The sequence below is a fragment of the Azotobacter tropicalis genome (genome assembly GCF_059739045.1).
This window is the reverse complement of record NZ_AP046059.1, coordinates 1,672,874-1,686,381: the sequence shown is the minus strand read 5'-3', so window position 1 is coordinate 1,686,381 and position 13,508 is coordinate 1,672,874. Positions and strand designations below refer to the sequence as shown.

The window sequence follows — 13,508 nt, the reverse complement described above, 5'->3', positions numbered from 1 at the left end:
TCAGAAGCCTTCCGGTGCCCGCTGGTGCCAGTCGGTCGCCTGCTGGTACTGGTGGGCGACGTTGAGCAGGCGGCCTTCCTGGAAGTAGGGCGCGAGCAGCTGCACGCCCACCGGCAGGCCGTCGACGAAGCCGGCCGGCATGGACAGGCCGGGAATGCCGGCGAGGTTGGCGGTGATGGTGTAGATGTCCTCAAGGTAGGCGGCGACCGGGTCGTCGCCCTTCTCGCCGAGCTTCCACGCCGGGTTCGGAGTGGTCGGGCCGAGGATCAGGTCCACTTCCTGGAAGGCGCCGATGAAGTCGCTGCGGATCAGCCGGCGGATCTTCTGCGCCTTGAGGTAGTAGGCGTCGTAGTAGCCGGCGGAGAGGGCGTAGGTGCCGACCATGATGCGGCGCTTCACTTCCGCGCCGAAGCCCTCGCCGCGCGAGCGCTTGTACAGGTCCTCGAGGTTCTGCGGATTCTCGCAGCGGTAGCCGAAGCGCACGCCGTCGAAGCGCGACAGGTTCGAGGAGGCTTCGGCCGGGGCGATCACGTAGTAGGCAGGGATCGCATGCTGCATGTTCGGCAGGCCGATCTCCTTGACCGTGGCGCCGAGCTTCTTCAGCTCCTCGACGCAGGCCATCACCGCATCGGACAGGCGCGGATCGAGGCCGGCGCCGAAGTATTCGCGCGGCAGACCGATGCGCAGACCGGCCAGCGGCTGGTTCAGCGCGGCCAGGTAGTCGTCCACCGGCTGATCTACGCAGGTGGAGTCCTTCGGGTCGAAGCCGGCCATGGTGCCGAGCAGCAGAGCGCAGTCCTCGGCGGTGCGGGCGATCGGGCCGCCCTGGTCGAGGCTGGAGGCGTAGGCGATCATGCCCCAGCGCGACACCCGGCCGTAGGTGGGCTTGAGGCCGGTGAGGTTGGTCAGCGCCGCCGGCTGGCGGATCGAGCCGCCGGTGTCGCTGCCGGTGGCCGCCGGGACCAGGCGCGCTGCCACCGCGGCGGCGGAGCCGCCGCTGGAACCGCCGGGCACGCATTCGGTGTTCCAGGGGTTCCTCACCGGGCCGTAGTGGCTGGATTCGTTGGCCGAACCCATGGCGAACTCGTCCATGTTCAGCTTGCCGAGGCTCACGCAGCCGGCGGCGGCGAGTTTCTCCACCACGGTAGCATCGTAGGGGGCGACGAAGTTGTCGAGGATCTTCGAGGCGCAGCTGGTGCGTACGCCCTGGGTGCAGAACAGATCCTTGTGGGCGATCGGTGCGCCGAGCAAGGCACCGTTCTCGCCGGCGGCACGACGGGCGTCGGCGGCGCGTGCCTGTTCCAGTGCCCGGTCGGCGGTGACGGTGATGAAGCTGTTGAGCTTGGGATCCAGTTCGGCGATGCGGGCCAGCAGGGCCTCGCTCAGCTCGACGGAGGAGAAGTCCTTGGCGGCCAGGCCGCGGGCGATTTGCGCCAGAGTCAGTCGATGCATCACTCGATCACCTTGGGAACCAGATACAGGCCGCTCTCCACGGCTGGAGCGATGGCTTGGTAGGCGTCGCGGTGGTTGCTCTCGGTGATCGCGTCCGGACGCAGGCGCTGGGTGGCCTCCAGGGGGTGGGCCAGGGGCTCTATGCCGTGGGTGTCGACCGCCTGCATCCGGTCGATCAGGCCGAGGATGTCGTTCAGGGTCGCGGTGGTGCGTGGGAGTTCGACTTCATCCAGCCCCAGGCGGGCCAGATGGGCGATCTTTTCCACGTCGGAGCGTTCAAGCGCCATCGGGATTCTCCAGAAAAAACGGGCAGCCGGCCGCTATGAAAAGCCCGGGAGCCGGGTCCCGGACAGGTGGTCGAAGGCCGCATTTTCCGGCCTTGCAGGCTGCTGAAAACGGGGAATTTAGCACAGTGGGCGCCTTGCCCAAAATCCCTGCCATTGTTAGAGTCTGCGCTCTTTTTTACCCATGCTTCGCCTCAGGGTTCCCGTCAATGTTCAAGAAACTCCGTGGCATGTTTTCCAGCGACCTGTCGATCGATCTGGGGACTGCCAACACCCTCATCTATGTGCGCGAGCGCGGTATCGTTCTGAACGAGCCGTCCGTGGTCGCCATCCGCACGCACGGCAACCAGAAGAGCGTCGTGGCGGTCGGCACCGAGGCCAAGCGCATGTTGGGACGAACCCCGGGTAACATCACCGCGATCCGTCCGATGAAGGATGGCGTGATCGCCGATTTCAGCGTCTGCGAAAAGATGCTGCAGTACTTCATCAACAAGGTGCATGAGAGCAGCTTCCTGCAGCCCAGCCCGCGCGTGCTGATCTGCGTACCCTGCAAGTCGACCCAGGTCGAGCGGCGTGCCATCCGCGAGTCGGCCCTGGGCGCCGGTGCCCGTGAGGTGTTTCTGATCGAGGAACCGATGGCGGCGGCCATCGGCGCCGGCCTGCCGGTGGACGAGGCGCATGGCTCGATGGTGGTGGACATTGGCGGCGGCACCACCGAGATCGCCCTGATCTCCCTGAATGGCGTGGTCTATGCCGAGTCGGTGCGGGTCGGCGGCGACCGTTTCGACGAGGCGATCGTCACCTATGTGCGACGCAATTACGGCAGCCTGATCGGCGAGGCGACCGCCGAGCGCGTCAAGCAGGAGATCGGCACGGCCTGGCCGGGCAGCGAGGTGCGCGAGATCGACGTGCGCGGGCGCAACCTGGCCGAAGGCGTGCCGCGCAGCTTCACCCTCAACTCCAACGAGGTGCTGGATGCGATCCAGGAGTCCCTGGCGAGCATCGTCCAGTCGGTGAAGAGCGCCCTGGAGCAGTCCCCGCCGGAGCTGGCCGCGGACATCGCCGAACGTGGCTTGGTACTGACCGGCGGCGGCGCCTTGCTGCGCGACCTGGACAAGCTGCTGGCCCAGGAAACCGGACTGCCGGTGATCGTCGCCGAGGATCCGCTGACCTGTGTGGCGCGCGGCTGCGGCCGGGCGCTGGAAATGATCGACAGCCACCGCATGGATCTGCTCTCCACCGAGTGAGCCACAGGGGCAGGCTTCGCGCTGCATGCCGAAAGCGACGCCTGACGCCGCTTGCGGCGTGTGGGTGACGGTAGAGGCTTGTAGTCGCGAGGAACCCGCTATCAAACTGCTCTTCAGCAAAGGGCCTTCGCTCGTGATGCGCCTGTTGGTGCTGGCGGTGCTCGCTGCCACGCTGATGGTGGTGGATGCCCGTTTCGATGTCCTCAAGCCGGTACGCAGCCAACTGGGGCTGGTGCTGACCCCCTTCTACTGGCTGGCCGATCTGCCGGTGCGCATCTGGGACGGCATCGACCAGCAGTTCAGCAGTCGCAGCGAGTTGCTGGCGGAAAACGAGAAGCTCAAGGCCGAAGCTCTGCTGATGCAACGCCGTCTGCAGAAGCTGGCGGCGCTGACCGAGCAGAACGTGCGTCTGCGCGAGCTGCTCAATTCCGCAGCCTTGGTGGACGAAAAGGTGCTGGTCGGCGAGCTGATCGGCGTCGATCCCAATCCCTTCACCCATCGCATTCTGATCGACAAGGGCGAGCGCGACGGCGTGTTTCTCGGCCAGCCGGTGCTCGATGCCCGGGGCCTGATGGGCCAGGTGGTGGAGGTCATGCCCTACACCGCGCGGGTCCTCTTGCTCACCGACACCACCCACAGCATCCCGGTGCAGGTCAATCGCAACGGCCTACGCGCCATCGCCGTCGGTACCGGCAATCCGGAGCGTCTGGAACTGCGGCATGTCGCCGATACCGCCGACATCAAGGAGGGCGATCTGCTGGTCAGTTCGGGCATGGGGCAGCGTTTCCCCGCCGGCTATCCGGTGGCCGTGGTGAGCGAGGTGATCCACGACTCGGGACAGCCGTTCGCCATTGTTCGGGCCGTGCCCACGGCGGCCCTCAACCGTACCCGCTACATGCTGATGGTGTTCAGCGATCCGCGCTCGCCGGAGCAGCGCGCCAGCGAGGCGGCTCAGGCCCAGGAAGCGCACGATCGCCAGCTCGCCGACCAAGCCAAGAACCAGACACCGCAGCCCGCCGCAGGAGCCACGCCAGCGCCCCCGCCGGCAGCTCCCACAGCGGCTCCGCCGTCGCGGCCGGCCCCGGCGGGTGCAGGCGGGGCTCGCTGATGGGCGAGCACAACGGTTGGCTTATCTGGGTCAGCTATCTGCTGGGCCTGCTGCTCAGCGTGGCGCCCATGCCGAGTTTCATGGAGGTCGGCCGGCCGCTGTGGCTGGCGATGTTCATCACCTACTGGATTCTCGCGGTGCCGCAGCGGGTCAGCCTAACCCTGACCTGGCTGCTGGGGCTGGCGATGGACGTGCTCTACGGGGTTCTGCTCGGTCAGCATGCGCTGACCCTGACGCTGATCGCCTTTCTGATGCTGACGTTGCAGCAGCGTGTCCGCATGTTTCCGCTGTGGCAACAGAGCCTGGTCCTGCTGGTAGTCTTCGGTCTGGCTCAGCTGGTGCAGCTCTGGCTCAATGCGCTGGCCGGCAACCGACCGCCGACTTTGGCCTTCCTGCTGCCGGCCTTGGTCAGCGCTCTGCTCTGGCCTTGGGTATTCACCGCCCTGCGCAGCCTCCGGCTGCGCTTCAATGTCAATTAACGCCCATTTCCCGCGGTGGGTGAGCGGGTCTTCAGACAGAGGGAAATCGCATGGTTGCCACGCTCTACCTGGCCTCCGGCTCGCCCCGTCGGCGCGAGCTGCTGACGCAGATCGGCGTGCCTTTCGTTCCGCTCGGTGTAGCCATCGACGAAACGCCTGTCCCGGACGAGACGCCGGCAACCTATGTGGAGCGTCTGGCGCGCCACAAGGCGGCGGCCGGCCTGGCCAGCCTCGCCGGCGATCGGCAGGCGGTGGTGCTCGGTGCGGACACCACGGTGGTACTGGAGGGGCGCATCCTCGGCAAGCCGGAGGGCCGTGCCGAGGCGTTGGCCATGCTGCAGGCGCTCGGCGGACGCGAGCACGAGGTACTGACCGCGGTGGCTCTGGCCGCCGCCGGACGTTGTGCGGTGCAGGTGGTGCGCAGCCGGGTGGCCTTCCGCCCGCTCACCCTGGCCGAGGCCGAGACCTACTGGAGCACAGGGGAGCCGCTGGACAAGGCTGGCGGCTATGCCATCCAGGGGTTTGCCGCGGTGTTCGTCAGCCGCCTCGAGGGCAGCTATTCGGCGGTGGTCGGCCTGCCGCTCTGTGAAACCGCGCAATTGCTGGCCGAGTTCGGCATTCCGTGCTGGCAACAACAATGACAAGGCGCTTGAGCGGGCACGCTGCGCCCAGCTTCGGGACTATGCGATGAGCGAAGAGATTCTGATCAATATCACGCCGATGGAGTCGCGCGTGGCGGTAGTGGAGAACGGCGTTCTGCAGGAGGTGCATGTCGAGCGCACCCAGCGCCGCGGCATCGTCGGCAACATCTACAAGGGGCGGGTGGTACGGGTGCTGCCGGGCATGCAGGCAGCCTTCGTCGACATCGGCCTGGAGCGCGCCGCGTTCATTCATGCCGCGGAGATTTCCACCCGCGAGGGCAGCGCGGTGGAGAACATCGCAGCCCTGGTACATGAGGGGCAGAGCCTGGTGGTGCAGGTCACCAAGGACCCGATCGGCAGCAAGGGGGCCCGGTTGACCACCCACCTGTCGATTCCCTCGCGCTATCTGGTCTACATGCCGCGTACCCGGCATGTCGGCATTTCCCTGAAGATCGAGGAGGAGGCCGAGCGCGAACGCCTCAAGCAGGTGGTCGCCGACTGCGTGGCCAGCGAGGGGATCGAGCACGAGGGCGGCTTCATCCTGCGCACCGCTGCCGAAGGCGCCGGTGCCGACGAGATCCTTGCGGATATCCGCTATCTGCGCCGCCTGTGGGACCAGATCGCCGGACAGATGCAGACTGCCAGCGCACCGGCGGTGGTCTACGAGGACCTCAGCCTGGCCCTGCGCACCCTGCGCGATCTGGTCAGTCCGCGCATCGAGAAGATCCGCATCGATTCCCGGGAAACCTTCCAGCGGGTTTCGCAGTTCGTCGCCGAACTGATGCCGGAGATCGCCGACCATCTTGAGCACTATCCCGGCGAGCGGCCGATCTTCGACCTGTACGGTGTCGAGGACGAGATCCAGCGGGCCCTGGAGCGCAAGGTGATGCTCAAGTCCGGCGGTTACCTGATCATCGATCCGGCCGAGGCGATGACCACCATCGACGTCAATACCGGCGCCTTCGTCGGCCACCGCACCCTCGAAGAGACCATCTTCAAGACCAACCTCGAGGCGGCCACGGCGATCGCCCGCCAGCTGCGCCTGCGCAACCTGGGCGGGATCATCATCATCGACTTCATCGACATGGAGGACGAGGAGCATCAGCGCCAGGTGCTGCGTACCCTGGAGAAGCAGCTGGAGCGCGACCACGCCAAGACCAACATCATCGGCATCACCGTGCTGGGCCTGGTGCAGATGACCCGCAAGCGCACCCGCGAGAGCCTTGAGCAGGTGCTCTGCGAACCCTGCAACTGCTGCCACGGACGTGGCAAGCTGAAGACCGCGGAAACCATCTGCTACGAGATCTTCCGCGAGATTCTCCGCGAGGCTCGCGCCTACCAGGCCGAGGGCTATCTGGTGCTGGCCAACCAGAAGGTGGTCGACCGGCTGCTCGATGAGGAGTCGGGTAACGTCGCCGATCTCGAGGCCTTCATCGGCCGTCCCATCAAGTTCCAGGTCGAGGGCACCTATTCCAGGAGCAGTACGATGTTGTCCTGCTGTAAGCCCTGACCATGCTGCGACTCTCCCGCCTGCTGGCGGTCGCTTTGCGCGTCCTGTTGGGGCTCGGCTTCGTCGGCCTGATGCTGTTGGCCCTGGGCGTCAGCCTGGGCCGCCAGTTGGCACCGCTGGTCGCCGACACCCGTCTCGAGGTACAGGCGCGAGTCCGCGACGTGCTGGACATGCCGGTTGCCATTCGTGCCCTGGAGGGGCGCTGGACGGCCCTGACGCCACGGCTGTTGGCGCGCGACGTGACGATCGGCGAGGGGGACGACGCATTGCATCTGGAGCGGGTCCAGGTGCGTCTCGATCTGCTGCGCACCTTGCTGGCTCGTGAGTTGCGCGTTGCCGCGCTGGAGTTGGAAGGGGTCAGTTTCGCCCTGGTGCAGGATGCCGCGGGACGCTGGAACCTGGAGGGGGCACCGCAGCGCGGCCGGCAGCGGCCGTTCAATCCGGACGAGTCCCTGCGCGCCCTCGAGCGGATCGACCACCTGTCGCTGCTGGACAGCCAGATCACCTTCGCCCCGCACGGACAGGCGCCCTTTTCGCTGCAGAAGGTCGATCTCACGCTGCGCAGCGACGGCTGGCGGCAGCGCCTCGACGGTCGCCTGAGCCTGCCCGATGGTCAATTGCTGCAGTGGAGCCTGAATGGCCAGCTGGCCGACGAGGGCTGGCGGCAGAGTCCCGCCGAACTCTACGTCAGCCTGCCGCAGAGCGACTGGGCGGGCTGGATACCGCGCAGTCTGACCGGCGACTGGCAGGTCGAGCGGCTGCATGCCGGTGGCGAACTCTGGTTGTCCTGGGCCGAAGGCCGCCTGCAGCGTGCGGCGACCCGCCTGCAGGCGCCCGAGTTGCGCATCCGCCGTGCCGGGCAGGAGCCGGCCGGGGTGCGGGATCTGACGCTGAACGGGTATTTCCTGCGCGATGGCGAGGATTTCCGCGCGCTGCTCGACTCTCTGGCGGTCGATTTCGGCACGTCCCGCTGGGATGGTGTGCAGATCGCCCTCGAACACCGGGCGGCGGCCGACGCGCCAAGTCCATGGACACTGACCGCCAACCGTCTCGGCCTGACCCCGCTGGTGCCGCTGGTGCAAGCCCTCGCGCCGCTGCCGCAGGCCGCCGAGACCGCCCTGGCGGCACTGCAGCCGCGCGGCATCCTGCGTAATCTGAAGCTGGACTACCGGCCGCAGGCTGCAGGCGGCGAGCGCCTCGCCTATGCAGCCAATCTCGAAGGCGTGGGCTTCAACGCTTGGTATGGCGCGCCGGCGGCGGAAAATGTCGCCGGCAGTGTCGGCGGCGACCTGGCCGGCGGCGAGTTGCGGCTCAACGGCGATGGTTTTTCACTGCATCTCGCACGGCTGTTCCCGCGCCCCTGGCGCTACCGGCATGCTGCCGGGCGGCTGTTCTGGCAGATCGACGAGCGGGGCGTGACCTTGCGCAGCCCCTATATGCAGACGGACGGCGAGGAGGGCCGCGCTGCGGGCGACTTCCTGATTCGCTTGCGCCACGATCCTGCCGAAGAGGACTACATGGATCTGCGCGTCGGTCTGCGCGATGGCGATGCTCGTTATGCCGAGAAGTACCTGCCGACGCTCTCACCCGGCCTGTCGCCGCAGCTGGCCGAGTGGCTGAAAACCGCGATCCGCGCCGGCCGCGTGGAGGAGGGCTATTTCCTCTATCAGGGTTCGCTAAACAAGGGAGCCGAGGATACGGCGCGCAGTCTCGGTCTGTTCTTCAAGGTACGCGACGCCGAGCTGGCCTACCAGCCGGGCTGGCCGGAGCTGCGCGAAGCGCAGGGCGAGGTGTTCGTCGAGGACAGCGGCGTACGCGTGACCCTGAGCGGGGGCGAGTACTGGACAGCCAGCTGAAGTCGGCCACAGCGGAGATTCCCGCTGTCAAGGGCGGAGTGCCGAGGCTGCAGTTGGAGGGTGAGCTGGAGGGCAGTGTCGGCGACGGCTTGCGTATCCTCCAGGAGGCGCCGCTGGAGACCAAAGAAATCTTCGCCGGCTGGTCGGGCGAGGGGCCGTTGCGGGGCCATCTCACGCTCGACATTCCGCTGCGGCGGGAAGCCAATTCGTCGTCGCGCGTTGTGGCCGAGCTGCGCACCGAAGGCGCGCAGTTGCAGATGGCCCAGCCGAACCTGCAACTGACCCGTCTGCAGGCAGCTTTCACCTATGACACGGCAAAGGGGCTCAGCGCACCGGAGATCCGCGCCCAGGTATTCGGCCGACCGGTGCGCGGCCGTGCGCTCGCCGAGGGGCGCAATGGCAAGGCGCGGACTCGCATCCTGGCCGACGGGCAGGTGGCGGCGTCCTCTTTGGCCCGGTGGCTGCAGATGCGTCAGAGCTTGCCGTTGTCTGGCGAACTGCCCTATCGCCTCGAGTTGCTGCTGGATGGCGCGAACAGCTGGCTGCAGGTCGGCTCCAACTTGCGCGGCCTGCGCATCGACCTACCGGAGCCGTTCGGCAAGGTGGCCCAGGAGGCTCGTGACACGCGCTGGTACATGACCTTGGGCGATGACGAGCGCCGCTATCGGCTGGAATACGCCGACCTGGCCAGCCTGGCCCTGGCCGCGCCGCCGGAGCGCCTCCAGAAGGCCCGTGGCGAACTGCTGCTCGGCTCCGGTCAGGCCCAGTTGCCTGCGACACAAGGCCTGCGGCTGCGTGGCCGGGTTCCCCATCTGGACTGGGAGGCCTGGCAGGCGGCTCTGGGCGCCCTGGTTGCTCAGGGCGGCCAGGACCGCCTGCTAAGCGGTGCCGAGCTGGAGATCGACAGGTTTCAAGGTTTTGGCCTCACACTGAGTCCGCTCAGGGCGCAGATGACGCCCACTCGGGCCGGCTGGAACCTGCAGCTGGAGGGCCCGCAGATCAAGGGGCGCATCGCCGTTCCGACCTCAACCCAGGTGCCGGTCGTGGTCGATCTGTCCCATCTGCAGTTGCCGAGTGCCGTGCAGGGCAGTGTCGGCGCCTCCGCGGGCGCTGCAGCCACCGCAGCGGATCCTCTGCTATCGGTCGATCCCCGCAAGATTCCGCCGCTGGATGTGCGCATCGCTCGCCTGCAACTGGGCGCCGAGTCGCTCGGGCCTGGTCGCTGAAGGCACGGCCGCGTGCCGGCGGCGTACAGTTCAGCGACCTGGACCTGGACCTCAAGGGCTTGCGGGTGCTCGGCAGCGCCGATTGGCAGGGGCCGCCCGGTGCTACGCGCAGCGCGTTTCGCGGGCGCCTGCAGGGCGGCGATCTTGCCGATGTGCTGCTGGCCTGGGGCTTCGCGCCGAGTGCAAGCAGCGAGCGTTTTCGCGTGGATATCGATGGCAACTGGCCGGGATCGCCGGCGGCCATGGCCCTCCAGCACTACACGGGCACTTTCGATGTCAGCCTGCACCGCGGACAATTTCGCGAGGTGGAGGGAGCGGCATCGGCCCTGCGGATGTTCGGCCTGCTCAACTTCAACTCCATCGGCCGCCGCTTGCGTCTGGATTTCTCCGACCTGTTCAGCAAGGGGCTGAGCTACGATCGGGTCAAGGGTCTGGTCGAGGGACGCAACGGGGTCTACAGAACGGAAATTCCCCTGACCTTGAGCGGGCCGTCGAGCAATCTCGAGCTGGACGGAAACCTCGATGTACCCGGCGACAGCATCGATGCCAAGCTGTTGGTCACCCTGCCGATCACCAACAACTTGCCACTCGCCGCCCTGCTGGTTGGCGCACCGGCGGTCGGTGGAGCGCTGTTCGTCTTCGACAAGCTGCTCGGCAATCACGTTGCGCGTTTCGCCAGCGTGCAGTACCGCGTCCAAGGTCCGTGGCGAGAGCCTAGAATTACCTTCGAAAAGCCCTTCGAGAAGCCGCATTGATAGGAAGGAGGGTTGCAGTGGGCGGCGAAGTGCGAGAGCTTGGACGGGCGAAATCAGGAAAAAGCGGAGTGAAGCCGATGAACGTGGCGGTACTGCAGATGGTCAGCCAGGACGACGTGCAGGCCAACTTGGCGACCGCGCGCCGCCTGCTCGAACAGGCCGCTGCCGGCGGGGCGCGTCTTGCTGTCCTGCCGGAGAACTTCGCCGCCATGGGGCGGCGTGACGGCGCTGCCCTGGGCCGCGCCGAGGCGGAGGGGCAAGGACCGATACTGCCGGGCCTGCGCCAGGCTGCCCGTGACTTTGGCCTGTGGATCGTTGCTGGCACTCTGCCGTTGCCTCCGGCCGACCGGCCGCAGGCCAAGGCCCACGCCTGCTCGCTGCTGCTCGATGAGTACGGCGAGCTGGTGGCGCGCTACGACAAGCTGCACCTGTTCGATGTGGATGTGGCAGACCAGCGTGGGCGCTACCGCGAGTCGGACGACTATGCCCACGGCGAGCGGGTGGTGGTGGCGGACACTCCGGTCGGCCGTCTCGGCCTGACGGTCTGCTATGACCTGCGCTTTCCCGAGCTGTATGGCGCTTTGCGCGATGCAGGGGCCGAACTGATCAGTGCCCCCTCGGCCTTCACCGCTGTGACTGGCGCCGCCCACTGGCATGTGCTGGTGCGTGCGCGGGCGCTGGAGACCCAGTGCTACCTGCTGGCGGCCGGCCAGGGCGGTTGGCATCCCGGCCCCGGGAGACCTATGGCCATTCGGCCATCATCGACCCCTGGGGGAGGCTGCTCGCTGAACAGGCGCGGGGCGAGGGGGTACTGCTGGCCAGTCGCGATGCCGAGGAACAGGCGGCGATCCGTCAGCGTATGCCGGTGCACCGCCATCGGCGATTTTCAGTGCCGGCCGTGCCGCGGCCGGTCGAATTGGAGTGAATATGAGCGAGTTGTTGTTACCCGTCAGTCAGCAGCTGCTGAGTCCCGGTGGCCTGGATCTCGATGCTTTGCCGGCGTTGCTCGGCGAGCTGGCCGGTCCTGGCATCGACGCAGCCGATCTGTATTTCCAGAGCCAGGTGTCCGAGTCCTGGGTGCTGGAGGACGGCATCGTCAAGGAGGGCAGCTTCCATCTCGACCAGGGTGTCGGTGCGCGCGCCCAGTCCGGCGAGAAGACCGGCTTCGCCTACAGCAATGCGATCACCGACGAGGCGCTGCGCCAGGCGGCCCAGGCGGCTCGCTCGATCGCCCGCGCCGGGCAGCAGGGTCGCGTGCAGGCTTTCGCCGCAGCTCCAGTGACGCGCCTCTATGCGCCGGGCAATCCGCTCGAGGTGATCGATCGGGCAGAGAAGGTCGAGCTGCTCAAGCGCATCGATGCCGCCACCCGGGCGCTGGATTCGCGGATCAAGCAGGTCACGGTGAGCCTGGCCGGGGTCTGGGAGCACATCCTGATCGCCGCCAGCGACGGCAGCCTGGGGGCGGATGTGCGCCCGCTGGTGCGCTTCAACGTCAGCGTCATCGTCGAACAGAACGGTCGCCGCGAGCGCGGCGGGCAGGGCGGCGGCGGGCGCACCGACTACCGCTTCTTTCTCGATGAGGATCGCGCCATGGGTTATGCCCGCGAGGCGGTGCGCCAGGCGCTGGTCAACCTCGAGACGATTCCGGCGCCAGCCGGCACGCTACCAGTGGTGCTCGGTCCGGGCTGGTCCGGCGTACTCCTGCACGAGGCGGTCGGCCATGGTCTAGAGGGCGACTTCAACCGCAAGGGCAGCTCGGCCTACAGTGGCCGGATCGGCGAGCGGGTAGCGTCCAGTTTGTGCACCATCGTCGACGACGGCACCCTGGCCGGGCGGCGCGGCTCGCTAAGCCTGGACGACGAGGGTACGCCGACCCAGTGCACCACGCTGATCGAGAACGGCATCCTGCGCGGCTACATGCAGGACAAGCTGAACGCCCGCCTGATGGGCGTGGCGCCGACCGGCAATGGTCGCCGCGAGTCCTATTCGCACCTGCCGATGCCGCGCATGACCAACACCTACATGCTGGCCGGGCAGAGCGAACCCGAGGAGATCATCGCTTCGGTGAAGAAGGGACTCTACTGTGCCAGCCTGGGCGGCGGGCAGGTGGACATCACCAGCGGCAAGTTCGTCTTCTCCACCAGCGAAGCCTATCTGATCGAGGATGGCCGGATCACGACGCCGGTCAAGGGTGCGACCCTGATCGGCAACGGTCCGGAGGTGATGACTCGGGTTTCCATGGTCGGCAACGACCTGGCCTTGGACAGCGGTGTCGGCACCTGTGGCAAGGATGGCCAGTCGGTGCCGGTAGGCGTCGGCCAGCCGACCTTGAAGATCGATGCGATCACCGTGGGCGGCACCGGCGCCTGAGACGGAGCAGGGTGGGTGGGCCGTCCTAGATCGTCAGCGCAATCCGCGTTTGCTTTCGTCGAGATCGCGGATGTATTTGAAGATCTTGCGGCTGGCGGTTGGCGGCTTGTTCTGCTCCGTTTCGTGGCGGGCCTGGCGGATCAGGCCGCGTAGGTGCTGGCGGTCGGTGTCCGGATAGTCGCCGACGAAAGCCTCGAGCGCGTCGTCACCGCCTCCAAGGAGCCGGTCGCGCCAGCGTTCGAGGGCGTGGAAGCGTTCGTTGTACTGGCGGCTAGAAGCATCCAGTTGCTCGAAGAGGGCGAGAATGGCGTCGACGTCCTGGTCGCGCATCAGCTTGCCGATGTACTGGAGGTGTCGCTTGCGGGCGATGTGCGCACTGTGTTTCGGCGCCTCCAGCAGAGCGCGGCGCAAGGCGTCGGTCAGCGGCAGGCGGTCGAGCTGTTCGGGCCTGAGGGTGGTCAGGCGTTCGCCGAGCTCCTGCAGGGCATGCAGTTCGCGCTTGACCTGGGATTTGCTCTTCTCTTCGGAGAGGTCTTGGTGAAATTCAGACATGGTGGCGGTCCAGAGATACACGCCGCCA

General features: G+C 67.0%; 8 protein-coding genes and 3 pseudogenes. 8 read left to right on the top strand and 3 right to left on the bottom strand.

Features of this window, described 5'->3' with window-relative positions; genetic code table 11:
• Together gatA and gatC are read right to left on the bottom strand one after the other, a co-directional pair.
• A complete protein-coding gene (gene gatA / locus Atro_RS07870) occupies positions 1-1,452 on the bottom strand; it encodes an Asp-tRNA(Asn)/Glu-tRNA(Gln) amidotransferase subunit GatA (RefSeq protein ID WP_497927130.1) in 1,452 nt (483 codons plus the stop codon).
• Complete coding sequence (gene gatC / locus Atro_RS07865) at positions 1,452-1,739, bottom strand: Asp-tRNA(Asn)/Glu-tRNA(Gln) amidotransferase subunit GatC (RefSeq protein ID WP_497927129.1); 288 nt, start codon at positions 1,737-1,739, stop codon at positions 1,452-1,454. The genes gatA and gatC overlap by 1 nt, the downstream gene beginning before the upstream one ends.
• A gap of 206 nt (positions 1,740-1,945) precedes the next feature.
• Between gatC and Atro_RS07860 the strand changes: the two genes are divergently transcribed.
• The 8 genes and pseudogenes from Atro_RS07860 to tldD all read left to right on the top strand — a co-directional run bounded on the left by Atro_RS07860 (position 1,946) and on the right by tldD (position 12,928).
• Positions 1,946-2,983, top strand: a complete 1,038-nt coding sequence (locus Atro_RS07860) for a rod shape-determining protein (protein WP_497927128.1) — start codon at positions 1,946-1,948, stop codon at positions 2,981-2,983.
• A gap of 136 nt (positions 2,984-3,119) precedes the next feature.
• Complete coding sequence (mreC, locus tag Atro_RS07855) at positions 3,120-4,091, top strand: rod shape-determining protein MreC (RefSeq protein WP_497927638.1); 972 nt, start codon at positions 3,120-3,122, stop codon at positions 4,089-4,091.
• Positions 4,091-4,570, top strand: coding sequence for a rod shape-determining protein MreD (gene mreD, locus Atro_RS07850; protein ID WP_497927127.1), 480 nt, complete (start codon positions 4,091-4,093; stop codon positions 4,568-4,570). The genes mreC and mreD overlap by 1 nt, the downstream gene beginning before the upstream one ends.
• A 50-nt stretch (positions 4,571-4,620) precedes the next feature.
• Complete coding sequence (locus tag Atro_RS07845) at positions 4,621-5,211, top strand: Maf family protein (RefSeq protein ID WP_497927126.1); 591 nt, start codon at positions 4,621-4,623, stop codon at positions 5,209-5,211.
• 46 nt (positions 5,212-5,257) lie between these two features.
• Positions 5,258-6,714 (top strand): annotated as a pseudogene (rng, locus tag Atro_RS07840) (ribonuclease G).
• A gap of 9 nt (positions 6,715-6,723) precedes the next feature.
• A pseudogene (locus Atro_RS07835) lies at positions 6,724-10,558 on the top strand (YhdP family protein).
• A gap of 77 nt (positions 10,559-10,635) precedes the next feature.
• Positions 10,636-11,483, top strand: a pseudogene (locus Atro_RS07830) (carbon-nitrogen hydrolase family protein).
• A 2-nt stretch (positions 11,484-11,485) separates the two neighbouring features.
• On the top strand, positions 11,486-12,928 hold the full coding sequence (gene tldD, locus Atro_RS07825) for a metalloprotease TldD (protein ID WP_497927125.1): 1,443 nt from the start codon (positions 11,486-11,488) through the stop codon (positions 12,926-12,928).
• A 33-nt stretch (positions 12,929-12,961) separates the two neighbouring features.
• Here the strand turns inward: tldD and yjgA are convergent, their stop codons facing one another.
• Positions 12,962-13,480 carry a ribosome biogenesis factor YjgA gene (gene yjgA / locus Atro_RS07820; RefSeq protein WP_497927124.1) on the bottom strand — a complete coding sequence of 173 codons (519 nt, stop codon included), beginning with the start codon at positions 13,478-13,480 and terminating at the stop codon, positions 12,962-12,964.
• Between the last annotated feature and the right edge of the window lie 28 nt (positions 13,481-13,508).

What these genes read in the sequence shown, in the direction of transcription:
- Atro_RS07860 (WP_497927128.1), top strand. Translation starts at nt 1,946, where the DNA reads ATGTTCAAGAAACTCCGTGGCATGTTTTCCAGCGACCTGTCGATCGAT.
- gatC (WP_497927129.1), bottom strand. Translation starts at nt 1,739, where the DNA reads ATGGCGCTTGAACGCTCCGACGTGGAAAAGATCGCCCATCTGGCCCGC.
- tldD (WP_497927125.1), top strand. Translation starts at nt 11,486, where the DNA reads ATGAGCGAGTTGTTGTTACCCGTCAGTCAGCAGCTGCTGAGTCCCGGT.
- mreC (WP_497927638.1), top strand. Translation starts at nt 3,120, where the DNA reads ATGCGCCTGTTGGTGCTGGCGGTGCTCGCTGCCACGCTGATGGTGGTG.
- gatA (WP_497927130.1), bottom strand. Translation starts at nt 1,452, where the DNA reads ATGCATCGACTGACTCTGGCGCAAATCGCCCGCGGCCTGGCCGCCAAG.
- Atro_RS07845 (WP_497927126.1), top strand. Translation starts at nt 4,621, where the DNA reads ATGGTTGCCACGCTCTACCTGGCCTCCGGCTCGCCCCGTCGGCGCGAG.
- mreD (WP_497927127.1), top strand. Translation starts at nt 4,091, where the DNA reads ATGGGCGAGCACAACGGTTGGCTTATCTGGGTCAGCTATCTGCTGGGC.
- yjgA (WP_497927124.1), bottom strand. Translation starts at nt 13,480, where the DNA reads ATGTCTGAATTTCACCAAGACCTCTCCGAAGAGAAGAGCAAATCCCAG.